The sequence below is a fragment of the Caballeronia sp. BCC1704 genome (assembly GCF_902833455.1).
Lineage (GTDB): Bacteria > Pseudomonadota > Gammaproteobacteria > Burkholderiales > Burkholderiaceae > Caballeronia.
The window spans coordinates 1842092-1865943 of sequence record NZ_CADFFT010000001.1 but is presented as its reverse complement, the minus strand read 5'-3'; the positions used below and the strand labels follow the sequence as shown (position 1 = coordinate 1865943).

The window sequence follows — 23852 nt, the reverse complement described above, 5'->3', positions numbered from 1 at the left end:
TAACGGCGGGCGCGCGCCCGTCGTGGCCGGGCCCGCGCGCTTTCTCCCCGGATCTGGCGATTCGCATCTCCATCGCAGTTTCATTTGTCGGCCGTTTGCGTGGCAGGCAACGCTACCCAACGTTGCTCAACGCGGCTCGACGCTTTGAACAGAGGGGACGATCATGCCAGCTTCGCACGTCGCGAATACCTCCGCTCTCGGTCCGGGCGCCGATGTCGACGTCGCCGACGCCGACGAGCGCCTCTACAACCACGACCTCGCGCCCGTGCCGCGAGCGCGGCGGACATGGACCGGCTACAGCATCTTCGCGATGTGGATGTCGGACGTGCACAGCGTCGGCGGCTACACCTTCGCGGCGAGCCTCTTTCTGCTCGGGCTCTCGGGCTGGCAGGTCCTGCTTGCGATGACCATCGGCATTCTGGTGGTCTATGTGCTGATGAACTGGGTCGGCAAGCCGAGCCTCGTGCACGGCATTCCATTCCCCGTGATGGCGCGCGTCTCGATGGGCGTGATGGGCGCGAACCTCGCCGCGCTGATTCGCGGCGTCGTGGGCATTGTCTGGTATGGCGTGCAGACGTACTTCGCGTCGAAGGCGGTGGCCACGCTGCTCTTGCTCTTCGTGCCGTCGGCCGTGGCGTTGCGCGATTCGAGCTTTCTGCGGCTCGACATGCTCGGCTGGGTCAGCTTTCTCTTCATGTGGCTGCTGCAACTCGTGATCTTTCAGCGTGGCATGGAGATCATCCGCAAGTTCATCGACTTTTGCGGGCCGGCGGTGTACGTCGTGATGTTCTTTCTGATGGGATGGATTCTGTATCGCGCGGGGCTCGGCAGCCTCAACCTCACGCTCTCGGGAAAGGTGCTGCCGGGCGACGAGCAACTGCACGCGATGGTGAACGCCATTCTGCTCGTCGTGAGCTATTTCGCCGCACTGCTGCTGAATTTCGGGGACTTCTCGCGCTTTGCGAAGAGCGAGCGACAGATGAAGATCGGCAATTTCCTGGGCCTGCCGTTCAACTTCATTGCGTTCGCCATCATCACCGTGATCGTCACGGCGGGCAGCGAGAAAGTATTCGGCGCGATGATCATGGACCCGGTCGAGATCGTCTCGCGCATCGACAACAAGCTCGCGGTGGCGGTCGGCAGCATTACGTTCGTGATCGCGACGATGGGCATCAATATCGTCGCGAACTTCGTATCGCCGGCCTACGACATCGCCAATCTGTTCCCGAAGCACGTGGACTTCAAGAAGGGCGGACTGATCGCGTCGGTGCTCGCGGTAGTCGTGTGTCCGTGGATCTTCGTCGATAGCCCGAAGGCGATCACGATTTTCGTGTCGGTGTTCGGCGCGGTCCTCGCGCCGCTCTATGGCGTGATGATCGCCGACTATTACCTCGTGAAGCGTCAGCACGTGAACGCCGCCGAGCTGTACACCATGCAGCCCGGCTCGCGCTTCTACTACGACGGCGGCTGGAACAAGGTCGGGCTCGCGGCGCTGATCGTGTCCGGCGTGATCTCGGTCGGCTGGGAACTGTCGACGCAACTGCTCAAGGCGCTGCCCGCGAACAACCTCGGCTGGCTGATCGGCGCGGTGGCGGGGGCGTTGCTTTATATCGTCTTCATGCGTGTTGCGCGGCGTACTTGATGCGAACGGCGCGCTTACTCGACATCGCCAAGGCGCTGCAGGCCGATGACGTGAATGTTGCCGTGCCGCTCATGTTTGCCGACAGAGTTCGAGTGCTTGCGCGCGGGCTGGAGGCAGCGTTGCTCGGCGTACTTGATGCGAACGGCGCGCTTACTCGACATCGCCAAGGCGCAGCAGGCCGATGACGTGAATGTTGCCGTGCCGCTCATGTTTGCCGACAGAGTTCGAGTGCTTGCGCGTGGGCTGGAGGCAGCGTTGCGCGGCGTACTTGATGCGAACGGCGAGTTCACTCGACATCACCAAGGCGCAGCAGGCCGATGACGTGAATGTTGCCGTGCCGCTCATGTTTGCCGAAAGAGTTCGAGTGCTTGCGCGTGAGCTGGAGGCAGCGTTGCTCGGCGTACTTGACGCGAACGGCGCGCTTACTCGACATCGCCAAGGCGCTGCAGGCCGACGACGTGAATGTCGCCGTGCTGCACATGTTCATCGACAGAGTTCGAGTGCTTGCGCGCGAGCCGGAGGCAGCGGCCCGCTGCCATCGTGAGTCCTTGCTCCAACGAGCCCCCGTCATGCCGGACGTCCTCATATGGCCGTCGTCGCTGCGGTGACTTTCGCCCTGAATCACTTTAGCCAGCGGCGGACATCCTGTTCCCAGTCGGGTTGTCCGCAATTCGGCGGATTCTCCGGACCCAGCACGGTGATGTAACCCTGCGTCTTCATGCACGCCTCATAGGCGCGAACCTGCGCGCACCGGCCGGGGCCCGCCTTGCGCGACGAGGCCTTGCAGGTGTCCATCGCGCGGTCCATGCCGCTGAAGTCCGCTTTGACGGATTCGCTGGCAGGCGGCGGATTCCCGCCTGCCGAGAATTCGACGGGACCGGTGCAGGCGGCAAGCGCGAGCGGGACCAGGGTGACGAGCGTGCGTGCAATGCGATATGCCATCGTGCCGTTTCCTCGCGAGAATGATGGGGTGAATGTTACGCGCAGTTTGGGGCCGCGCAGCATCGCGAGTCTGAGACGATCGAGCAGCCGAACGAGACGTTGCGACATTCGCGCCGCCGGCCCTCGCCACTAAGCTTTCCAACGACGAAGCACGCAACCGCGCGCTTCTGTCATCCGAAAAGGAGAAAGCAATGGACAAGAATCAACCGGCTACTCGTCCCGGCTCGATGCCGGTGGCGTTCTTCGGCATCGCAGTGGGCGCGCTGGCGCTGGCCGGTGCGTGGCGCGCGGCTGCTCGCGTGTGGCATGTTCCGCACGCCGTGCCGGACTTGCTGACGGCGGGCGCGCTCGTCGTATGGATCGCGCTTCTCGTCGCTTATGGCCGCAAGTGGCTGAGTCAGCGCGACGAGGCCGTCGCGGAAATGCGGCATCCGGTGCAGTCGTCGTTTGCGGCGCTCGTTCCCGTATCGACGATGCTCGCCGCCCAAGCGGTGCAAGCCGTATCGCGCGAACTCGCGGTCGGGCTGTTCGTCGTTGGCGTCGCGAGCCAGCTCGCGCTCGGGGCGTTCCTGCACGGGCGCTTCTGGCAAGGCGGCCGCAAGCCCGACCTGACGACTCCGGCGATGTATCTGCCGACTGTCGCGCCGAGCTTCGTCGCGGGCACGGGAGCCGCGGCTTTTGGCTGGACGCAGATCGGCGCGTTGTTCTTCGGCGCGGGCGTGTTTTCGTGGCTCGCGATCGAATCGATTTTGCTTCATCGCGCCGCCGTGCACGAGCCGCTCGCCGATGCGCTGCGCCCGACGCTCGGCATCCAGCTCGCGCCGCCGGTGGTGGGAGGCGTGTCGTATCTCACGATCACGCACGGGGTGCCGGATGTCTTCGCGTACATGCTGCTCGGCTACGGCCTCTATCAGGCTTTGATTTTGACGCGCCTCGTGCCGTGGATCCGTCAGCGCGCGTTTGCGCCTTCGTACTGGGCGTTCAGCTTCGGCGTGGCCGCGTTGCCGACGATGGCCATCCGCATGCTCGAGCGCGGCGCGCAGGGTCCGGTGGAATGGATCGCGCTGGCTTCGTTTATCGTGGCGAACGTGGTGATCGCGGGGCTGATTGCTGGAACGGTGCGGGCGGGTTTGCAAGGGCGGCTGGTGCCGGTGGTTCCGGTAGTGCCGGTGCAGGCGACGCAGGCGACGCAGGCGTGACGTGGGCGGGCGGCGGTTGTCGGCGGTGGGAAGTTGGTGGAGGGCTTCTTTGTGGGGAGTGAGTTGTTCGAAGTGGCGAGGGCGAACGCGAAACGGGAAAGGTCGAAGGCATGCTAAATGCCGAATGCAGAATTCCAAAAGCCAATCGCGAGAAGCAGAGCCGTTAAGCGCACCGATAAACGCCGCCCGCTACGCCCAGCCTCGCGCACCCTCAATCCATAGGCTCGGTCGCGGGTTGGCGCCGGCCGTTTCCGTTGGAGTGAACTGATCTAATAGGGGCGGCAAACCCCGGAAAGCGAAGGTCAATGGCATGCAGAATGCCGCATGCCGAATGCGAAAGGCTAAAGGCGAGAAGTCAGAACCCGTTAGAGGGCAAACAGCAATCGACGCCCGCTGAGTCCGGCTTTGTGCACCCCAACCCATAGGCGTCAGTGCAGGGGTAATGTCGGAACTCGGCGTTGCGAGCGAACTACCCAACAAGGGGCGATGGTCCCCAAGGGGCAAGGCAAAGGCAGGCGAAATGGCGATGATGAACGTCGATTGGTGGATGGCAGCAAACGCCGCCCGCCACGCCCATCTTCCTGCGCGCTGAAATACTTCATTGGCGGGCTGCTGTCGGAAGTCTGCGTTGGAGGGAACTGATCGAAGAGGGGCGGCAAACGCCAAAAGGCAAGGGTCGAAAGCACGCCGAATGGAATGCGAAATCCCGAATGCCAAACGCCACACGCGAGAAGCCAGACCGCTTCAGGGCAACTGGCAAGCGCCGCTCGCCACGCCCAGCTTCGCGCCGCCTCGAATCGTCGGGCTTCAGTGGTGAGATGACGTCGGCGGCCAGTGTTGGGACCGAACTGATCGAAGAGTGCGGCGAACGCCGAAGCGCAACGGTCAACGGCAGGCGGAAAGCAGAATTCAGAATGCCGAATGCAAACGCCCAACGTCCAACGTCCAACGCAAAACGCCGAACGCGAGAGGCAGACCCGTTATGGGCAACGAGCAACCGCCGCCCGCCACGGCGAGCTTCGCGCAGCCTCAACTCATCGGGCGTCAGTGGCGGGCTGACGTCGGCGGAATCCGTTGAGAGTGACCTGACCGAAAAGGGACAGCGAACGTCAAAGGGCAAAGCCACGCAGAATGCATAATTCCGAATGCAGAATGCCAAACGCCAACCACCAGACCAGTCGCACGCACGAACAAAGCCCCCCCATCACCCCCGACTCCCCGCACCTCACCCCATCTGCTCCGCCAGCGTCCCCTCGACGAATTCCTTCAAGAACGCCACCCATGTCTTGATCTTTGCATCGAGATACTGCCGCGACGCATACATCGCGTAAATCGTCATGGTTTGCAGTTCCCACTCGGGAAGCACGCGCACGAGTTCTCCGCTTCTAATGGACGGCAGCGCGGACAGCGCAGGGAGCGGCGCAATGCCGAAGCCATCCGCGACCGCGAAGGCGAGCGCATCGGCCGAATTCACCCGCAGGCGCCCCGGCGGAAGATCCACCTCGGCGCGTCCGCGCGGGCCCTCGAACGCCCAGCGATCGACCGGAAAAAACGTGGTGACGAGTTGCAGGCAAGCATGCTTCGCCAGATCGTCGATATCGCGCGGCACGCCCGCCCGCTCCAGATAACGCGGCGACGCGCACAGCACGCTCGGCATCGAGCAGATGCGGGTCGAGACGAGCGCCGAGTCCGGCAGCGCCGACGTCGTGACCTGCACGAAGACGTCGTAGCCTTCGTCGAGCATGTCGGGCACGTTCTGCGACAACGTCAGCTCCACGCGAACCTGCGGATGCGCTTCCAGATAGCGCGTGAGGGCGGGCACCACATAGTGATGCCCGAACGTGATCGGCGCATGCATGCGCAGCACGCCGCTCGGCAGCACGCGGGCGTCGCCGGCTTCGGCTTCGGACAGATCGACAAGCTCGATCACTTCCTTGCATCGCGCGAGATAGCGGTTGCCGGCATCCGTCAGCGCGACGCGCCGCGTCGTGCGATTCAGAAGCCGCGTGCGCAAGTGCGTCTCGAGATCGGTGATGGCCCGCGATGCCTGCGCCGTGGTGATGTCCAGCTGTTGTGCCGCCGCCGTGAAGCTCGACGCTTCCGCCACGCGCGCAAAAATCCGCATGCTTCGCAACAGGTCCATTCGCTCGCAACCCTTTTTGACGAAGCCCGCACTATCCCACCGGCCGCCCGAGCGCGCAACCGCTTGCGACGGTCGATACGGCGCAGACCGACCGTTCGTTTCACCGTTCACATCTGTTACAGGCGTTGTAACGCAAGGCCCGACGCGCCCGCCTAACATGCCGTCATGGCCGTGCTGCGGCCGTCAGAGGTAGAGGACAACATGAACGTCAAAACAACTATCGGACTGGGAATCGCCGTATGCGCCGCGCTCGCGTGCGAGGCGGCATTTGCGGGAGTGAGCATCGGGGTCAATCTGGGCGTGCCGGTCGCGCCGGTCTATGCCGCGCCCGCGCCGGTGTACGCCGAGCCGCAACCCGTGTACGCGCCGCCGCCGGTCTATGTCGAGCAGCCTGCGCCGCCGCCTGTCGCGTATCAGCCCGCGCCGCCGCCTGTCGTGTACCAGCCCGCGCCCGTGATGGTCGCGCCCGCGCCGGCTATCGTCGTCGGCTGGCACGGCGACCATTACTGGGACGGCTACCGCTATTGGGACCGGCGCGACTGGTACGCGCATCACGGCGGCTATGGTCATCGCCACTGGTGAGACCGGACGTCGGGGAGCCCACATCATGAAAAAACACACTAACACCACCCCGCGCAGGCGCGTGCCGCGTCTGGCGATCGTCTCCGCGACGCTCGCGCTCGCGGCGGCACTAAGCGGCTGCGTCTATGCGCCGCCCTATGCCTATGCGCCCACGCCGGCTTACGGCTATGCGCCCGCATACGGCTACGGTTATGCGCCGGCGTACTACGCGCCGTCGGTATCGGTCGGGGTTGGCTTCGGCGGATACGGACACTGGCACGGGCGCTAATTCCGGCGAGCCGGCGAGGCGTGGAATCGCGATGAGCATCGGTCGCCGTCGTCTTCGGTGGATACGGACACTGGCACGGCCGCTAATCTTAGCGAGCCGGCGACGCGTGGAAACGCGATGAATATCGCTCGGCGTCGTCTTCGGCGGATATGGACACTGGACGGCCGCTAATCTCCGCGAGCCGGCGACGTGTGGAAACGCGGTTAATACGGGCCGGCGTCGGCTTCGCCGATACGAGACTGGCACAGCCGCTAATCCCCACAAGCCGGCCATCCGTAGAAACGCGCTGAACCGCGCCTAGTGACAGGAACACCCGTTGCTGCGACGCTCCCGATTTCACGGAGAAACGCATATGGCCGAGCACACCGAAACCGAGCAGGCGGCCGACGCCCGCTGCGAGTCGTTCATGCTCGCGGCGAACGGCTGGGTGCCGAACAACGCGCGCCTGCCGGTACTCGTCTGGCACGGCGCGATCGATCCTCAGGACCGCGACTGCGGCAGCCGCTTCGAGGCGCTCTTCGCGCAAAACGGCTGGCCGCCGCAATGGCGCGACAGCGTCTTCGACTATCACCATTTCCATTCGACGGCGCATGAGGCGCTCGGCGTCGCCTCGGGGGAAGCCGAACTCATCATCGGCGGACCGAACGGACGCGTGATCCCCCTGCGCGCGGGCGATGCCCTGATTCTGCCCGCCGGCACCGGGCATTGCCTGCTGACGAGCGGAGGCCGCTTTCAGGTGATCGGCGCTTACCCGCCGGACCAGCAGTGGGACATTCGCCGCGACGCGCTATCCGACGACGAGCGGCGCGCGATGGAAGCCCTGCCGTTTCCGAGAAGCGATCCGGTCGGCGGAGAAGGCGGACCGCTCACACGCTTGTGGCGATAAGCGGCGCATGACGCGCGGCGTTCACTGTTTCGCGCACGCCGCGCGGCGCTCGCGCACGAGCGGCACGCGCTTGACGACGCCCGTCGCGAGCGCAGTGCCCGCCAGCACGACGGCGCAAGCCGCCGCCATGCCCGCCGACACGCGCTCGGCAAGAAAGAGCGCGCCCCACAGAATCCCGAAAATCGGAATCACGAAGGTGACGGTGATCGCCCGCGCGGGTCCTGCGACCGCGATCAGGTGGAAGAACACCATGTAAGCCACGCCCGTGCACGCGATGCCGAGGCCGAGCACCGCGCCCCACGCGCTGAGCGACACCGTGCCCGCCGGCCACGCGACGAGCGCGAACGGAAGCAGCACGAGCGTCGCTGCGCTCATCGTGCCGGCTGCCACGGTCAGCGAATCGACACCTGTCAGATACCGCTTCGTGTAACTGGCCGCGATGCCGTAGCAGAGCGTCGCGGCCAGCGCGGCGAGGGCCGCGAGCGCCGTCGTCATCGGCGCGATCGCGGGCGTCGTGGCGTCGTGAACGAACATCTGATCCCACACGAGCGCCATCACCCCGGCAAAGCCGATGGCCAGTCCCGCCACACGCAGGCGGCTCAACCGATCGCCGAGCCACAGATAGGCGACGAGCGCGCCCCAGAGCGGCGTCGTCGCGTTGATCACAGACGTGACGCCGGCGGTCAACGTCAATTCAGCATAGGCGAAGAGACAGAACGGCGCGGCGGAGTTGAAGACGCCGACCACGAAAAGCGGCCACGCGCGCTCGCGCATGGTCGCGAACGCCTCGCGCGGCGAGCCCCGCAGCATCAACACGATAAGGAGAAAGGCAGCGCCGATGCCCACGCGCAGCGCCATCAGCGGCGCGACGCCGAGATCGGTCACGCCCACGCGGATGAACAGAAAGGAGCCGCCCCACAGCGCGGCGAGCAGGAGCAACTGAGCTAGATTGACGGGATTCATGACGGGCTTCGCTGGAAAGTGGATGAAGCCATCGTAGCGGCGCGCAATCGCGCGATGCTTCGCTGCGGCCTGAAACGAAAGATGCGCGAGCCGACGGCTTCGTCCGATGGAGGAGCATCGTAGGCGCGCGGCCGGGCGTCGGCAAACGAGCATTTCTCACCGGTATGTGAAGTAAATTGCGATTCCTCGCGCGCATCGTGCGTCTCGCCTATGCCGTATGGACGAGTGGCGTGCGTCGGTCGTCGGTGCGACTCTTGCTGACAGGACGACGAACGGATCACGCAGTGCCTTCAACCACGCGAAAGGAGAGCGCCATGGAGAACGTCAACGCCAATGCCAACGCTAAACAGAATGCTGCGTCATCGACCGGCGAACCGGCTGTGTCGCGCAAGGCCGTGGAGCGCGCGATGGACGCCGCACTCGGGCCCGGCATGGAGCAGAGCGGCGAGAGCAACGCGTCGGCGCACGCACCCGGCGCCGCGCAACAGCCCGCGCGCAATGCCCCGTATCCCGCGCCCTATCATGCGCACGGCAGCGTGCTGGAAGGCGGCGACAGTCCCGCCGTGCTCGCGCAGCCCGCGTCGGCCTCGTCACAAGGGCAGGGCAGTCCGTTGCGGCCCGAGCGTCTGTCGGCGGGCCGCCGCGCGCAGCGCGTCATCTCGGGGGCGCAGGATGTCGCCGTGGCACGTTACCGGCTCGTCACGGAAGGCACCGACGACTTCGTGCACGACAACCCGTGGAAGTCCATCGCGATGGCGGCGATAGGCGGGCTGATCGTCGGGCTGCTGATCGCGCGATAGTGCGGCGCTGTGGCGGTGGGCTTCGTCTTGGCTCGAAGCGATGAACGGCGCGGCACTCACCGCCACGCCGGACGCGTATGGACGCAGCGACGAACGAAGTTTGCGCCAGCCGCGAACTGTGAACGCCACGGAAGGCGACTTCGCTAAGACAGTCGCTCCGCGTACTGATTGCGCATTCCAAAGCGAACTTAGCCGGTTGTCCCGCGCTGACGCTCGCCATGCGCGGTTTCGAAACGGCGCCGAGCGGCGATGCCGAGGCTGCTGTCGGGCTCGCGTCGTCTTGGCGGTCGCAGGCGCTTTTCGTGGACACGCGCATTGGCGCGACGGACGGCGGAGGCGGCAGGCGACGGAACGTCATCCGCAGCCGCTTGAGCGCTTTGCGCGGGAACCACAGCACGAGGGACATGCGGCACAGCACGAACCGCTGCTGATAGGCGCTCGCCACGGACGAAGGCATTGGTCCGCGCGACGCATTTCAGGAAGCCTGCTACGACGGAGTCTGTCGCAAGCCTTCGCCGGTCTATGAATCGTGGACGCGTTGTCGCGTTTCTCGCGCGCTGAAGCTCTGCCGCGAGCGACGGCGGCGCCGTAGCGTCGACGCTGCCGTCCATTGAATCAATCCGTCCGGCGGCGTCGATGTGTGAATGTTCAGGCCGTCTTCTTGAAGTCGTTGGTTTCGAGTTCCACCGACTGACCGCCATTGCGCTCGAGCGCCCGGCGCGCCGCTTCCTCGATCTGCAAACGTCCGCCTTCGAACGCGCTCAAGATTGCGTGCGACGAGGTTCCGCTGTTACCGAAGTGGTCGTTGAGCGCGTCGAGGGACACGCTGCACCAGACTTCGCGGCCGTCCACCGACGCCTCGAATGCGACACGCGCTGCCGCTACCACATGACGCCGCCCGCTGAACTCTATCGTCATCCTGATCACCTCCTGTTGTTCGTTTGAGTTAAACGTTGGGAAAAAAGGAAAAGTGGAAAGGCTTGATACACGCTGACCGTCGCGCTTCGGACGAAGTGGCCGGATGCCGGCGTGATGCCGGGGCCGCATTCATCATACGCCGCGCGGCGCGTTCGCAGCAGAATGCAACGCGTATGCCTGGCCGCGGTCGGCGAGGACCGTTTCAGCAGCAGAGGCAGCCGCCGCGATGCCGCATGCCGTAGCTGCCGACGTCGTCGCTTTGAGGCGCGGAACTGCCGCTGCTGCTCCCGACGGATGGCGCGCCTACGGTCACGCGAACGGCCGTCGCGCCGCACGTCGGGCAGGCGGCGGGGTCGTCGCGTTCGGAGATGCGGCGGACTGCTTCGAATGCGCCGCATTCGGAGCACGCGTAGTCGTAGACAGGCATGGCGTCTCGGTAAAGGGAACGGAAGAAGAGAAAGTGTAGCAAGACAGCATAAGAGAAACGCAGCAAGCGCTATTCCGGATGATCGAGCCGCGCCGGTCCGCGTGGCATCGCCATTGCTAACGAAGGGGAGCTATCACCGCCAAAGGAGGCATCAATGAAACGCAATGCAGTTCTGCTCACCGCGCTGGCATCGGCGCTATTCGCCGCCGCGCCGGCAGTCACGCTCGCGCAGACGCAGGCGGCCAGCACCACGATGGCCAACGACTTGCCTTCGCCTGACAAGGAATTCGTGCAGGCCGCGTCGAAGTCCAGTTCGACCGAGATCGACGCCAGCAAGCTCGCGACCAAGCAATCGCAAGACAAGGATGTGAAGAGCTTCGCCCATCACATGATGGTCGATCACACGAAGCTCACCATGCAATTGAAGATGGCCGCGCCGCACGGCATCGCCGTGCCCAAGGACAATTCGGACACGACCGTGCTCGACTCGCTGAAGGGGTTGAAGGGCAAGGAGTTCGACACCGCCTATATCCAGAAGGTCGGCGTGCAAGGGCACCAGGAAGCGGTCGAAGCCTTCAAGAAGGAAGCAGAAGGCGGGCAGAACGCGGATCTGAAGAAGGCCGCGCAAAAGGCATTGCCGACCATCGAGCAACACCTGAAGATGGCGCAGGACCTCGCATCGAAGAAGGGCGTGCAGTAAGCACCGCACCGACTGCACCGCAACGGCCGGCGCGGCGTCTCCGCCGCGCCGCCTTTCCTTGCGGCACTTCGTGCTCCTGTCAGCGCGAGCCGCTGTGCAGGAGCCGTTCGCGTGCCTGCGGAATCGACTCGAACGCGCCGGCGCTTTCATCGAACACGGACACTTCGCCCTGTCCGATGTCGTAGACCCAGCCCTGCACCTGTAGCTTGCCGAGCGCGAGCCGCCCGGCCACCGCCGGGTGCGTGCGCAGATGCGTGAGCTGGAGGCGGATGTTTTCTTCGACCATCGCCTGCACGACGCGATTTTCGTCCAGTTTCCTCGTCATCACGACACTGCGCGCAGCCTCCGCGTTGCGCAGCCACGCGTGGACCGTCGGCATTTCATCGGCAATGGTGGCGCCCGACGCGAGGCCCTTCATGGCGCCGCAATCCGAGTGGCCGCAGATGACGATCTGGCGCACGTTCAACGCCAGCACCGCGAATTCCACGACGGCCGAAACGCCTCCGAGCATTTCCCCATAAGCCGGCACGATATTGCCGATGTTGCGGCACACGAAAAGTTCGCCCGGGTGCGTCTGGGTAATCATCTCGGGCGACACGCGCGAATCGGCGCACGTGATGAAAAGCGTGTGCGGCGCCTGCTGATGCGCAAGGCTCTTGAAAAGCGCCTCGCGGTCGGGAAAGACGAAGCGGCTGAAATCTTCGGCGCCCTGCAGCAGGTAAAGCAGATCGGGGTTATCGGCGCCTTTGCGCTCTTCGTTCATCGTCAATTTGTCGGACATGGGACCTCTTTGTTTTACAGACCGGCGCGCATCACGCGCCGCAACCGAGAGCTTGCGGGGTTTTGAGATGATCTGCAAGCGGCACCGACATGCGCGCCCGTGCTGCGGCGTCTATGCGCCGCGTTTCGGTTTTTGCGCGACTTTATAGTTCTTGACGAATTCGTGCCGGACCTCTGTTAGTTTTACGCTCCAAAAATCCCCAAACAGTGGTTCCGCGCGTTTCGCTCATGGTTTTCGACCCGAATCTCTATCACACGGCAGCGGCACATTATTCGAACGGAGACTTCGAGGCGGCGCTGCATGTGCTGCAGCCCATGCTCCAGGATGCGGCAGCCGACGCGGAAGTCCTGAATCTGGCGGCGGTCTGCTGCTATCGACTCGACCGTCCGGACGACGCGGAAGCGCACTGGCGCCGCGTCATCGATGCACATCCGGAGCATGCCGGAAGCTACGGTAATCTCGCCAATCTGTTGATGGCGCAGGGCCGGCTCGCGGATGCCGAGTCGGTCTACCGCAAGGCCGTCGCCCTTCGCCCGGATTTCGCGCAAGCCCATTACAACCTCGGCAATCTGCTGCGCGCGTGCAATCGCGCCGGCGAAGCGGAAGCCTGTTTTCGTGAGGCGCTGCGCCTCTGCCCGGATTTGGCCGAAGCGCATTACAACCTCGCAAGCCTGCTGAAAGACGGTGGACGCCTGGCGGAAGCCGAAGCCGCTTACCGCCGCGCCGTCGCGGTGCGTCCCGACTACGCCGAAGCCTTCAATAATCTCGGCAATCTGCTGCGCGAGCAGGGCCGCCTCAGAGAGGCGCGGACCGCACTCAGGCGCGCGGTGGCGCTGCGTCCGACCTTCGACATTGCGTATCAGAATCTGGGGCTGGTGCTTCAGCAAATGGGTCAGTTCGCGTGGGCGCAGGCGTTCCACCGGCGCGCGACACAACTGACGCCTGATTATGTCGAGGCGCACTGCAGTCTCGGCGATGCGCTCTTCGCGACCCGGCGCGTGGCGGAAGCGACGGCCGCGTTCGAAGCGGCGCTCGCTATTCGGCCGGACTGCACGCAGGCGCTCATGGGTCTCGCGCGTGCGCGGCGTGAGACCGGCGGCATCGAGCAAGCCGAGCGCATCTATCGCGAGGTGCTCGCCATGCAGCCGGACCACGGGGACGCTCGCGCGGGCCTCGCTCAAATGCTGCACGAAGCGGGCCGCGTGAAAGAAGCGGAAGCGGCGTATCGCGTGGTCATCGCGCAAAATCCCGGCAACTTGGACCTGCACTACAACCTCGGCGTGCTGCTTGCGGGCGAGCATCGCCTGCCTGAAGCTGAAGCCGCCTATCGCCGCGCGATCGCGCTGCGTCCGGACTGCTCAGATGCCTACACGAACCTGGGCCGCGTCGTGCGGGACATGAACCGGCTGCCGGAGGCGGAGGCCATTCTGAGGCAATCGATCGCGATCGCGCCGCATTCCGCCGAGGCTCATAACAACCTCGCGACCGTGCTCAAGGACATGAGCCGGATGGATGACGCCATCGAAGCCTTTCGCCGCGCCGTTGCCTGCGCGCCCGGCAACGAATGCGTGCATCGCAACCTCAACTACGCGCTGACCTATTACGCCGAAGACTCCAGGACCATCCTCGACGAATGCCTGCGCTTCGCTGCCCAGCACGAAGCCCCATTGCTTGAACGCGCCGTGACGTATGCGAATGACCGGTCGGCGTCGCGGCGGCTCAGAATCGGCTATGTCGCGCCGGACTTCCGTATGCATTGCCAGTCGATGTTCACGGCGCCCGTTTTCGCAGAGCACGACCATGCATCGTTCGAGATTTTCATCTACGCGAGCGTGGAGCATCCGGACGCGGTGACCGATCTGTTTCGCGGCATGGCCGATGTCTGGCGCGACGTCCATGCGCTCGACGACGAAGCGCTCGCGCAACTCATCCGCGATGACCGCATCGACGTGCTCGTGGATCTCACCATGCACATGGCGGGCGGGCGTCCGCTTCTGTTCGCGCGGCGGTCCGCGCCGGTGCAGGCGCAGTGGCTCGCGTATCCGGGCACGACGGGCAGCCGCGCGATCGGCTACCGACTCACCGACCCGTGGATCGATCCGCCCGGTCAGCCGGGCGTCGCCGAGCGCTACAGCGAGCGCTCGCTCTGGCTGCCGGAGACCTTCTGGTGCTTCGATCCGCGCGTCGCGATGGACGATGGGGCCGCCACGCCCGAGGTCGGCCCGTTGCCCGCCGAACGCAACGGCTATATAACATTCGGATGCCTAAATAATCCGTTCAAGGCGTCGGAGCGCACGCTTCGCATGTGGGCCGCCGTGCTGGCGGCGACGCCCGGCGCGCGTTTCGTTCTGCTCGCGGAGCGGGGCGCGCGCGAACGCTTCACCGCGCGTCTGAGCGCGTTGGGCGTGGACATGTCGCGCGTGGCGTACGTCGGCTATCAGAAGCGCAGCGCGTACCTCGACACCTACAATGCCATCGACATCGGCCTGGACACCTTCCCGTACAACGGTCACACGACCACGCTCGACGCGCTGTGGATGGGCGTGCCGGTGCCGTCGCGCGCGGGCGAGACCGCTTGCAGCCGCGCGGGACTGAGTCTGCTCATGAACCTCGGCTTGTCCGAACTGGTTGCGCATGACGACGCGGCGTACGTCGATATCGTCACGCGCCTTGCCGGCGATATCGCGCGTCTCGCCGGACTGCGCGCATCGCTGCGTCCTCGCCTAGAACAGGCGCCGATGATGAACCCCCCGCGATTCACGCGCAATCTGGAAGACGCCTATCGCACGATGTGGCGCGAGTGGTGCGCCACGAGCGCCGACTGAACCGCTTAGAAGGCGTCGAGTCCGGTGGCGGTTTCCACGGGACGCACCGCGTCCGTCGGCACGGCTGTCGCATGGCGGCGCAGGCGGTTGATCGCTGACAGTCCCAGCGACAAGCCCGGATCGAGATAGTGAATGATGAGGCTGCGGCGCTCGCCCGCGAGCACATCGAGATTGCAGTGCTGCATCAGGAATCCGTTGAACACGTACACATCGCCCGCGAAGCCTCGAATGCGCGAGCACAGGCCGCGCTCGAGATGCCGCTCCGTGCGCGCCGCGCGAAGCGGGAAGGGCAGGCCGCGCTCGCCCCACTGCACGCTCTTGCGCAAGAGGTTGTCGCGGCGTCGCGGAATGCCGCGCGTTCTCGGATAGACGACGAGGTCGCCGCTCTTTTGCGGATCGCTCGCCGTCTTCAAGACGATCACGAGCGTGAGCACGTGCGAGTCGAAGTGGCGGCAATGGCTGCCCGCCGTCGTCGTGCTGCTTCCGATGCGAAGACCGAACCACGGTCCGACCGTCGCATTGACCTGCATGTTCGACTGAAGCCAGTCGGATGCGGCGCGCACGGCTTCGTTCTCCAGCGCCTTGAAGGCGGGAAGGTCGCGCAAGGTGTGCACGACGTCCTTCGCGCTGCCGAAAAACTGCTCGTGATGTCGCGTGGCTTCATAGGCCACATCCAGCTTGCGGTTGATGGCGGCGAGCGTCGCCTCAGGCACGACGGATTCGAACACCGCAATGCTGCCCTTCGATGCCTGCGTCAACGCGGCACGGTCTTGTGCGTTCATATGCGCTCTCGGAGATGACGTGAAAAGACGGCGATTCGTTGCGGGCGCGAGATTCATCGGGGGCCGCGTGGCGCGGGCCGTGTAGGCAAGAGCGTGGCGTTGCCGATGACGCGTGCGGCATTGCGGGCGTGCGTGTTGGTCTGACTCATGGCGAGCCTCTTTGAATTATTCGATGCGTTCGATACCGCGACCCCGCGCGTCCGGCCCCGACCGCCTTCCGGCGCGCATTTCTTTCCGGCTGTTTGGTACGCAATCCTACGCGTCACCATTCGTACCGATATGACTCAAATGTACGACGTCACGCGCGTTTGCGACACAGCGCGATGACAAGGACAAACCCGTAGCGGTACGACAATAAGCCGGCTTATGTTCGGTAACGATCTCAGAGAACGTTTCGGGATCCGCTATCCGCGCCTGTGGATTGCAACTTATGAGCGCAAGCCGACATAGCAAACGTGAGCGTCGGCTAGCGCCCGGATCGAGCGTGCGTAGGCGCACGGAGGGGCGGCGGCGGCGCCGGTAAGTTTGCGACAACGGGGGCGGGCCTGGCCGGGTCCGTCGCGCTGGAAGCACAGCGCATACAACAAGAGGCGATCGGCGGCGACATGAGCAACATGGGCGACCAACGATCCCCGGCGACATGCGACGGTGAAACAATGGAAAGGGCATCGCTCGAAGACAAACTGTGGGTCGCGACGTTTCTCGCCGCCGTGGGAAGCGACGTGCTCTCGGGCGTCGTGCGCTATTACACGTCGATGGCCGGCGTGCCTCAGGCCGCGTATCTTCCCAAAGTCGTCATGGTCGCGTGGGTGTTGTTCACGCTCATCAAGCGCCCGAAGGCGAGCCACGCGCTCATTGCGCTCTATATGCTCGCGCAGTCGTGCGTATCGCTCTCGCATGGCGTCGTGCCGCAAGCCGTCGCGTTCTGGGTGTGGACGGTGACGCCGATGCTCTTCGCCCTCACGGCGCCGCGCGGCGCGCTGGCGCTGCTCAACGCGCGCGCCGCGACGACGGGCTTCGTCGTGCTCGCCGCGCTTTGCGGCATCGGCATTCTCGCGAACACGTTCATGACGCTGCCGTGGGTCGGCACGAGCGTGTCGGTGGGCGGCCATAATGTGCGTGTCGCGGTGTCCTCCTATGTCGGGATTGCGTCGCGGCTGTCGGGCTTCGGCCGCGACAGCGCGTCGACGGGGCTCATGGCCGGTCTGCTCACCACGTGGCTTCTTATGCGGACCGACAATCGCTGGTTGCAGTGCGCGTTGCTCGCGGCAGCGGGCGCGGCCATTCACGCCACCACCAACAAGACGGCGCCCGTGGCGCTCGCGCTTGTCGTCGGTGCGCACTGCCTTTTATCCACGATAACGATGAAGCGCGCCTGTCTGTGGGCGGCTGCCTTCGCCATCGGCTTTCCGCTCGCGTCGTTCATCGCGGCCTCGGCATTCAATCTCTCCGGCACGGGCTACATGACGCTCGCATCGTTTCAGGACCGCATGTTCAATACATGGCCGATCCTGATAGAAGGACTCCTGAAGAATAATCGGATATGGCTCGGGCTGGGTCCGGGAGGCTTCGGCTCGGCGTCCACCTACTATGAGAGCGCGTTCGGCTTCAATGTGGCCTATGCGGACAACACGGTGCTGTATGCGCTCGCGAGCTTCGGCATGTTCGGCGCAGTGGCGCTCATCGGCTTTTTCGTGCGCGTGATGTTGAGGGCACAGCCCGACGACAGACCGTCCTGGGCGATGCTTCTTTATCTGCTGTTCGCGTGCGCGACGACCGATATCTGCGAATCGATCGGCTGTCTGTTGTTCCTCGGCATCACGCTCGCGTATCTGCGTCAGAGCGGGCTCGTTACGCAGCCGCGCGTGTGGCGCATGCCGGTGCCGTCGTCCGCGATGCAATGGCGCGCCCGCATGCCGGCGATGCATGCGATGCCGTCGGTCAAGAGCGAGCCGATGCTCGAATCGGCGCGCGACGGACTGCGGAGCCTCTGACATGATCCGCAAGAAAAGCATCGCCCGGCACATCGCGGTAGCGTGCGTCGTGGCCGCCTGCATCACGATGCTGCCCGCATCCGCCACGCCCGATGTGGCGCTCGACGGCTCGGCGGTGTCGCTCGAGCGCGCTTATGTCGCGTTGCCGTCGTTTGCCGCTTCGCGGGCAAATACGGGCGTCGCCATTCATCAGATCGGCGATACGCAACTCCTCGACGCCGTGAAGGACGTCGGCTTTTCGTTCGTGCGCACCGACCTCTTCTGGGAGGCGGTGCAGGCGCCGGACGGCTGGCACTTCGGCGAATTCGACGGTCTCGTGAACAACCTGAAGGCGCGCGGTCTCGGCGCGCTTTTCATCCTCGGCTACAAGCATTACGCGTATAGCCCGGACCAGCCGCCGACGTCCGCGCCGCAACTGGCCGCGTTTCAGACGTACACGCATCAGGCGGCATACCGCTATCGCAATGCGCCGGTACGCTTCGAGGTATGGAACGAAGAGGATCATAAGGACTACTGGTTAGCCACGCCATCGCCGACCGCGTATCGGGCGTTGCTTCAGACCGCGGTGAAAGCGGCACGAGCCGCGAATCCCAGCGTGGTCATTGCGACCGGTGGCGTGCAGCAGGTCGATCGCGACTTTATACGCGCGGTGGGCGATATCAGCGCGACGCAAACGGGGCCGGACGCCGTGAGCGTCCATCCGTACCGGCAGCAAGAACCGGAGACCGTGCTCGGCGATTATCGCGCGTTGCGCGAGGACCTCTCGACGTATGCAAGGCGTCCGCAAGTGTGGGCCACCGAATGGTCATACCCGAGCGTCGGCTATCACTATGTAGCCGATATCGGCAATGGTCATGCGAGCGAAGCGCGCGCGAGACAGGCCAACTATGCGGTGCGATTGCTGTTGATGAACTGGATCGCGCAAGTGGGACTGACGTCCTACTACGACATGCGCAACGACGGCAACGATCCGAAGGAGATGGAACATAACTTCGGCCTGCTGGATGCGCAGAACGGAAAGCTCCCGGCGTATCGAGCGGTGAAGCATCTGTTCGCGTTCACGGCGGATGCGAAGAACGCGCGGTATTTCATCGACGAGAAGGAGCAGTACATCGTGCTCAAGTTCGACGATGCGCTGGCAACGAAATACGTGGTCTGGTGCTACGGCGCCGGCAACGTGGTAAATCTGGATGTCTCGCGTCTGCCTGCGGGCGCGCGGATCACGGATCTGTATGGCGTCGCGCGAGGCGGGCAGAAGGTGCTCGCCGTGACGGAAGCGCAAGGGCCGGTCTTCGTGACTGTGCCTTCATAGCGGTTCGCTGTACGTATCAGCAGGCACATGCGAGGGAATGCGCCTGCGTGGAAATGCACTGACGTCCTGGGTCTTTTACTTTTCTTAGGGATATAACATGCTTTCATATAATATGCGCCCGGCCATGACGCCAGTTCCGCAACGCGGCGACGGTCTCGTCGACCTATGGCGCAGCGTGGTGCGCCATAAGACCTTGCTGGGCGCAGTCACCGGCACATGCTGCGCGGCCGGTGTGCTGTATGTGCTGCTCGCCACGCCGCAATATCGCGCCGAAGCGCTGTTGCGCGTGCAAAGCAAGGCGGGCACGTCGATCAGCGCGCTCTCCGACGTCTCCGGCTCGATGGCCGCCGACGCCTCCGCGAACGACGAGAGCGACGTCCTCACGTCGCGCTCCGTGGTGAGCGCGGCTATCGCGCAGACGGGCGCGGAAACCGTCGTCGAGACGAAGAGCCACTTTCCTTTGATCGGTAGCTATCTGGCGTCGCGCCACGCGAGCGACAACGAACTCGCGCCATCGCTCTTCGGCCTCGATGACTATGCATGGGGGGGCGAGCGCCTGAAGCCCGGCGTGTTCACGGTTCCCGAGTCCGCTTACAAGGCGAAGTTCCGCGTGGTCGCGGGACCAGCGGGACGATGGACGCTCTACGACAAGGACGACAGGCAGCTCGCGCAAGGGCGCGTCGGCGAGACGGTGCCGTTTCAGGTCAGTACGCCGGAAGGGCAGGCGCCCGGCGAACTGCGCATCGACACGTTGCGCGCGCGCCCGGGCATCAGCTTCGAACTGCGCAAGTACTCGCAGCAGATGACGTTCGACAACGTGATTGCGCGGCTGCGCACGTCGATTCCGCCGCGCGAATCGTCGTTGCGCGACCCGTCGCTCATTCACTTGAGCTATCAGGCGGAATCGCCGCTGCTCGCGCAGGCCATGGTCAACGCGATCATCAAGACGTATCAGCAGCGCGACGTCGAACGCCGTGCCGCGCAGGCGCAGACGAGCCTCGACTTCCTGAAGCAGCGCCTGCCCGCGCTGAAGCAGGATCTCGAAACGGCCGAGCGACGCCTCAATGCGTTCCGCACGCAAACGGGCACGGTCGACATGGCGCAGCAGAACACGGCGCTCATCACGCGCATGAGCCGGCTGGAAGAGCAGCAGACCACGCTGCAACTCGCCCTCGATGCCGCGCAGCATCGCTACAAGCCCGACAACGAGAACTATCAGAGCGCGCTCACGCAGTTGAATCAGGTGAAGCGCGAGATTGCCGATACGTCGAAGATCGCGGCGAATCTGCCGACCGTGCAGCGGCAATACGTCGAACTCGCGCGAGATGTCGCCGTCACGACGCAGCTTTACACGAGCGTGCTGACCAATGCGCAACAACTGGAAGTGGCGGCAGCGAGCACGCCGCCCGGTGTCGCGGTGGTGGATTGGGCCGTCGCGCCCGAGAAGCAGTCGTGGCCGCGCGCGTGGATCGTGCTGCTCGGCTCCATCTTCGGCGGCCTCTTTATCAGCACCGTTTCGATCTATCTGATCGCGTTGAATCGACGGGAACTTCGTAGTCCAGAAGAAATCGACCAGTTTTCGCAGTTGCCGCGTCTTGCCGTGATCGCGCGTTCGACGGCGCAACTGCGCCAGGACGTGCGCGCGCTGACGCACAACGCCGCGCCCGCGAAGCTGCTCGCCATGACCAGTCCGACTGACCCAAGCATCGAGGCGTTGCGCTCGTTGCGCAACAGCGTCCGCGCGATGCTGAGCGGCGCGCCGGTGCCGATGGTTCATGCGGGACTCGGCGGCGGACTCAACTCGCTGAACCCGATGAACGGGATGCCTTTCGGCACGACCACGACGATGATGAATTCGCGCTACGTCGCCAGCGCCGACGATCGTCACGGCAAGGTGATCCTCTTCACCGGCCCGACGCAGGGCGTGGGCAAGAGCTTCGTTTCGTCGAACTTCGCGTATCTGCTGGCGGAAACGCGTGCGTCCGTGTTGCTGATCGACGCGGACATGCGGCAGGGCCGTCTGCGTCATCTCGTCGATGGACGCACCGGGCCCGGTCTCGCTGAAGTACTGGAAGGCTCCGCGCACGTGGATGAAGCGATCGTCTCGCTCGGCGGCGGTCTCTCGATGATGGACGCGGGCGCGTTCTATCCCGAGAATCCCGCGGAACTGCTGGGGCGTCCGGCGTTCCAGGAGACGCTGTCGATGCTGCGCGACATCTACGATTACGTCGTCATCGACTCGCCGCCGGTGCTTCCGGTCAGCGACGCGCTCTCCATCGCCATGCACGATTGCGATCTCGTGCTGCTGGTGTCGCGGGCGGACCGGACGGGCGCGCGGCAACTGGAAGAGACCTTGCGCCGCCTTGAAAACGTCGGCGCGAAAGTGGGCGGCCACGTGTTCAACGGCTTCGCGCCCGGTCGCTACGGCGCGCGCGAGGAGTACGGCTTCAGGGCAGTCGCGCGCTGAGCGCGGCTAGCGTGCGTCGGCATTGAGCAGTCGCTGCAACGTGCCGACCACGTCGCCCCACGCGCCCAGCTCCCGCGCCCGGACGAGCCGCACGTTCGGGTACCAGGCCGTCGTGGCGCCTTCGCGCTCGTAGCGCCATTCGGCGACGTGGTTCAGAAAGAGATAGGTGCGCTTGCCGAGCGCGCCGGCGAAATGCGTGAGTCCGCCGTCATTGCCGATGAACGCATCCAGCCGATCGATCAGCGCCGCACACTGACCGAGCGTCATGTCGAGATCGAGCGTCGTGAAGCGGTCGAGATCATTGGAGCGCGGGTCGTTCAGCCAGCGGCGGCGTTCGAAGCCGCGCTGCATGACAACCCAGTAGACGTCGCTCTGCGTATCGAACAGGGGGTCGAGGTCGGGCAGGGTGAGGCTGCGGCTCGCGAAGTTGTTCGCCGATTCGCACGATGACCAGAACACGCCGACGCAGCGCCGGCCGCGCGCGCGATGCCAGATGCGGTCGATGACGGCATCGACGCTCGCGGGGTTCGCCGGTTCGACGTACCGGTGCGACGGCGCGTGGCCGAGCACCGGGAAAAGGGCGGTGAACAGCGTGAACGGGTCCGTCCACATCGCGCCGTCGCCCGTTGGCCTCGTGAAGCCGGCGGCTTCCATCGCCCGGACGTAGTCGGCGCGATCGGCTTCCGGCGTCGCCACGCGGAAGAGGTCGGCGTCGTAGTCGACGGCGACGCCCATCGCCTGCAATGCGCCGATATAACGCGCCCAGTTCACCAGATCGCCGAAGCCCGACGCGATGAGGCGCACGGACATGCGCGCGGGCAGGGCGCGCTGACCGGTCCAGTAGCCTTCGCGGTTGACATGCGGGAAAAGCACGCGCCGCGCGTCGTCGGACGACCAGTACTGATGCATCGCCTCGACGCCATGCTCGATGCCGTGAAGCCGCATGCGGCTGCGCGCCTGATGATGACCGAGCACGAAGGCGGAATGCTCGTCGATGCCGTCAGGCCTCAGTTCCAGTACGCGGTTGTCTTCGCCGAGATAATGCCATCCGTACACGCGCCATAGAAAAGCGGCGATTTCCGGCGTCGACGCTTTCTGCGCGAACGATTCGATTCCCGCGAGCGCGACTTCTTTCAGGCCGAGATGTGCGGCGACGTCGCACATGCAATGGACGTGAAAAGCGAAAGAATCGGACAGACGCGTAAGCATGAAACAAATATCGAGCGCCTGAAGAAACTGTCCCGCGCGAAGATGCACGATTGCGCGCCAATGCCAATATTCGGCCGTGTTGCCGTCCACCGCGCGCCGTTCGTCGAGAAAGCGCGCGCATGACTCGACATCGCCGGCGTAGAGTTTCGGATAAAGGTCATCGTATTGTTCGAGCATGCTGTCGTGTCGTGGGTGGTGCGCGAAAGTGGGCTTGAGCCCGGACGCAAGCGCTAATTACGCGACTATGGCACGATGCCCCTGAAGGTTTCGCTGGATGAACGAATCGTCGAAGAAATTTGACGATTAAGCGCGCGTGCTTGTCAGTATAGGTCGCGGTTTCGGTGTCGGCGAGTAGGGCGCAGACTGTATTAATGCTGGGCGCCATGCCGACGCTAAAACGCGTAAAGCTCCGGCACGCGTTCGCCCAGTTTGCGCGCCTGGTACATCAGGCGGTGAGTTCTCGGCGATAATACGTTGACTTCTCCTTTCAGCAGGCGGCTCACGATCTGCACCACATCCTGTAATTCGTCGGCTTTATGGGCGACGCTCAGCCGGTCCAGATGCGACATTTTCTCCAGGATCTGCGGATCCGTTACGGTGGTATGAAGAAGAATGGAAACGTGAGAATACCGATTACTGAAATTCGCGAGTGAATCGATATTGCCGAAGTCGACATCGTGCTGAACGAATGTTGGATCGAGAATAAGAAGATCGACTTCGCTGCAATGGAGCCGGTCCATTAACTCTATCTTGCACGACGCTATTCCAACGAGTACCGAAAGAGCGCTTTCATCCAGAAGCAGTTGCAGGCCTGCCGCGATCATTGGAGTGCTGTCCGCGATAAGCACCCGACGCAAAGCCTTTCCTCGTTTCATCCTCATGCCCCAAATCGATCAAAGGTGTGCCGCATAAGAACGAGGATAACGCGGAAACGCCGTTTCCAGGATTGATTTTCATGCATGTTGCTGCGAATGTTTTTACTGAGGATTTTCTGATTAGATTCTGATGCCTT

At 64.3% G+C, this 23852-nt stretch carries 22 protein-coding genes; 11 read left to right on the top strand and 11 right to left on the bottom strand.

Annotated elements, in window-relative coordinates:
- The first annotated feature begins 163 nt into the window (after positions 1-163).
- Complete coding sequence (locus HWX53_RS08715) at positions 164-1642, top strand: NCS1 family nucleobase:cation symporter-1 (RefSeq protein WP_175940353.1); 1479 nt, start codon at positions 164-166, stop codon at positions 1640-1642.
- 14 nt (positions 1643-1656) lie between these two features.
- Here HWX53_RS08715 and HWX53_RS08710 read toward each other — a convergent pair whose 3' ends face one another.
- The 3 genes from HWX53_RS08710 to HWX53_RS08700 all read right to left on the bottom strand — a co-directional run bounded on the left by HWX53_RS08710 (position 1657) and on the right by HWX53_RS08700 (position 2692).
- The gene (locus HWX53_RS08710; protein WP_175940352.1) at positions 1657-1851 is read right to left on the bottom strand and encodes a hypothetical protein; all 195 of its coding nucleotides are present in this window, start codon (positions 1849-1851) and stop codon (positions 1657-1659) included.
- Between the two features lie 77 nt (positions 1852-1928).
- Positions 1929-2129 (bottom strand): hypothetical protein, encoded by a 201-nt coding sequence (locus HWX53_RS08705; protein ID WP_175940351.1) that lies wholly within the window; start codon positions 2127-2129, stop codon positions 1929-1931.
- A 134-nt stretch (positions 2130-2263) separates the two neighbouring features.
- Positions 2264-2692 (bottom strand): hypothetical protein, encoded by a 429-nt coding sequence (locus HWX53_RS08700; RefSeq protein ID WP_241269861.1) that lies wholly within the window; start codon positions 2690-2692, stop codon positions 2264-2266.
- Positions 2693-2775: 83 nt separating this feature from the next.
- On the opposite strand from HWX53_RS08700, the gene tehA reads away from it, so the two are divergent.
- Entirely contained in the window at positions 2776-3783 is a 1008-nt protein-coding gene (gene tehA, locus HWX53_RS08695) for a dicarboxylate transporter/tellurite-resistance protein TehA (RefSeq protein WP_175940350.1), read from the top strand.
- A 1225-nt stretch (positions 3784-5008) separates the two neighbouring features.
- Here the strand turns inward: tehA and HWX53_RS08690 are convergent.
- The gene (locus HWX53_RS08690) at positions 5009-5926 is read right to left on the bottom strand and encodes a LysR family transcriptional regulator (protein WP_175940349.1); all 918 of its coding nucleotides are present in this window, start codon (positions 5924-5926) and stop codon (positions 5009-5011) included.
- A 201-nt stretch (positions 5927-6127) separates the two neighbouring features.
- On the opposite strand from HWX53_RS08690, the gene HWX53_RS08685 reads away from it, so the two are divergent.
- The 3 genes from HWX53_RS08685 to HWX53_RS08675 all read left to right on the top strand — a co-directional run bounded on the left by HWX53_RS08685 (position 6128) and on the right by HWX53_RS08675 (position 7662).
- Positions 6128-6508 (top strand): hypothetical protein, encoded by a 381-nt coding sequence (locus HWX53_RS08685; protein ID WP_175940348.1) that lies wholly within the window; start codon positions 6128-6130, stop codon positions 6506-6508.
- A 25-nt stretch (positions 6509-6533) separates the two neighbouring features.
- Positions 6534-6776 (top strand): hypothetical protein, encoded by a 243-nt coding sequence (locus HWX53_RS08680; RefSeq protein WP_175940347.1) that lies wholly within the window; start codon positions 6534-6536, stop codon positions 6774-6776.
- A 352-nt stretch (positions 6777-7128) separates the two neighbouring features.
- Positions 7129-7662: a cupin domain-containing protein gene (locus tag HWX53_RS08675; RefSeq protein WP_175940346.1), complete on the top strand. Its 534-nt coding sequence runs from the start codon at positions 7129-7131 to the stop codon at positions 7660-7662.
- A gap of 21 nt (positions 7663-7683) precedes the next feature.
- Here the strand turns inward: HWX53_RS08675 and HWX53_RS08670 are convergent, their stop codons facing one another.
- Complete coding sequence (locus HWX53_RS08670; RefSeq protein WP_175940345.1) at positions 7684-8625, bottom strand: DMT family transporter; 942 nt, start codon at positions 8623-8625, stop codon at positions 7684-7686.
- 314 nt (positions 8626-8939) lie between these two features.
- Between HWX53_RS08670 and HWX53_RS08665 the strand changes: the two genes are divergently transcribed.
- Positions 8940-9425, top strand: coding sequence for a DUF883 family protein (locus HWX53_RS08665; RefSeq protein WP_175940344.1), 486 nt, complete (start codon positions 8940-8942; stop codon positions 9423-9425).
- A gap of 648 nt (positions 9426-10073) precedes the next feature.
- On the opposite strand, the gene HWX53_RS08660 is transcribed toward HWX53_RS08665, so the two are convergent.
- Positions 10074-10343, bottom strand: a complete 270-nt coding sequence (locus HWX53_RS08660) for a DUF1488 domain-containing protein (RefSeq protein WP_175940343.1) — start codon at positions 10341-10343, stop codon at positions 10074-10076.
- 202 nt (positions 10344-10545) lie between these two features.
- Entirely contained in the window at positions 10546-10770 is a 225-nt protein-coding gene (locus HWX53_RS08655) for a zinc ribbon domain-containing protein (protein WP_175940342.1), read from the bottom strand.
- 154 nt (positions 10771-10924) lie between these two features.
- On the opposite strand from HWX53_RS08655, the gene HWX53_RS08650 reads away from it, so the two are divergent.
- On the top strand, positions 10925-11470 hold the full coding sequence (locus HWX53_RS08650) for a DUF4142 domain-containing protein (RefSeq protein ID WP_175940341.1): 546 nt from the start codon (positions 10925-10927) through the stop codon (positions 11468-11470).
- Between the two features lie 79 nt (positions 11471-11549).
- Here the strand turns inward: HWX53_RS08650 and HWX53_RS08645 are convergent, their stop codons facing one another.
- Positions 11550-12251, bottom strand: a complete 702-nt coding sequence (locus tag HWX53_RS08645) for a carbonic anhydrase (protein ID WP_175940340.1) — start codon at positions 12249-12251, stop codon at positions 11550-11552.
- 227 nt (positions 12252-12478) lie between these two features.
- On the opposite strand from HWX53_RS08645, the gene HWX53_RS08640 reads away from it, so the two are divergent.
- Positions 12479-15076, top strand: a complete 2598-nt coding sequence (locus tag HWX53_RS08640; protein ID WP_175940339.1) for a tetratricopeptide repeat protein — start codon at positions 12479-12481, stop codon at positions 15074-15076.
- Positions 15077-15081: 5 nt separating this feature from the next.
- Here the strand turns inward: HWX53_RS08640 and HWX53_RS08635 are convergent, their stop codons facing one another.
- Positions 15082-15858: a hypothetical protein gene (locus HWX53_RS08635; RefSeq protein WP_175940338.1), complete on the bottom strand. Its 777-nt coding sequence runs from the start codon at positions 15856-15858 to the stop codon at positions 15082-15084.
- 656 nt (positions 15859-16514) lie between these two features.
- On the opposite strand from HWX53_RS08635, the gene HWX53_RS08630 reads away from it, so the two are divergent.
- The 3 genes from HWX53_RS08630 (at position 16515) to HWX53_RS08620 (ending at position 21631) form a co-directional block, all read left to right on the top strand.
- Complete coding sequence (locus HWX53_RS08630) at positions 16515-17852, top strand: hypothetical protein (protein WP_244140016.1); 1338 nt, start codon at positions 16515-16517, stop codon at positions 17850-17852.
- 67 nt (positions 17853-17919) lie between these two features.
- Complete coding sequence (locus tag HWX53_RS08625) at positions 17920-19164, top strand: cellulase family glycosylhydrolase (RefSeq protein WP_244140057.1); 1245 nt, start codon at positions 17920-17922, stop codon at positions 19162-19164.
- 124 nt (positions 19165-19288) lie between these two features.
- Positions 19289-21631, top strand: coding sequence for a GNVR domain-containing protein (locus HWX53_RS08620; protein ID WP_175940336.1), 2343 nt, complete (start codon positions 19289-19291; stop codon positions 21629-21631).
- Between the two features lie 6 nt (positions 21632-21637).
- On the opposite strand, the gene HWX53_RS08615 is transcribed toward HWX53_RS08620, so the two are convergent.
- The gene (locus HWX53_RS08615) at positions 21638-23017 is read right to left on the bottom strand and encodes a glycosyltransferase family 9 protein (RefSeq protein WP_175940335.1); all 1380 of its coding nucleotides are present in this window, start codon (positions 23015-23017) and stop codon (positions 21638-21640) included.
- Positions 23018-23232: 215 nt separating this feature from the next.
- Positions 23233-23721: a response regulator transcription factor gene (locus HWX53_RS08610; protein ID WP_175940334.1), complete on the bottom strand. Its 489-nt coding sequence runs from the start codon at positions 23719-23721 to the stop codon at positions 23233-23235.
- Positions 23722-23852: the final 131 nt, after the last annotated feature.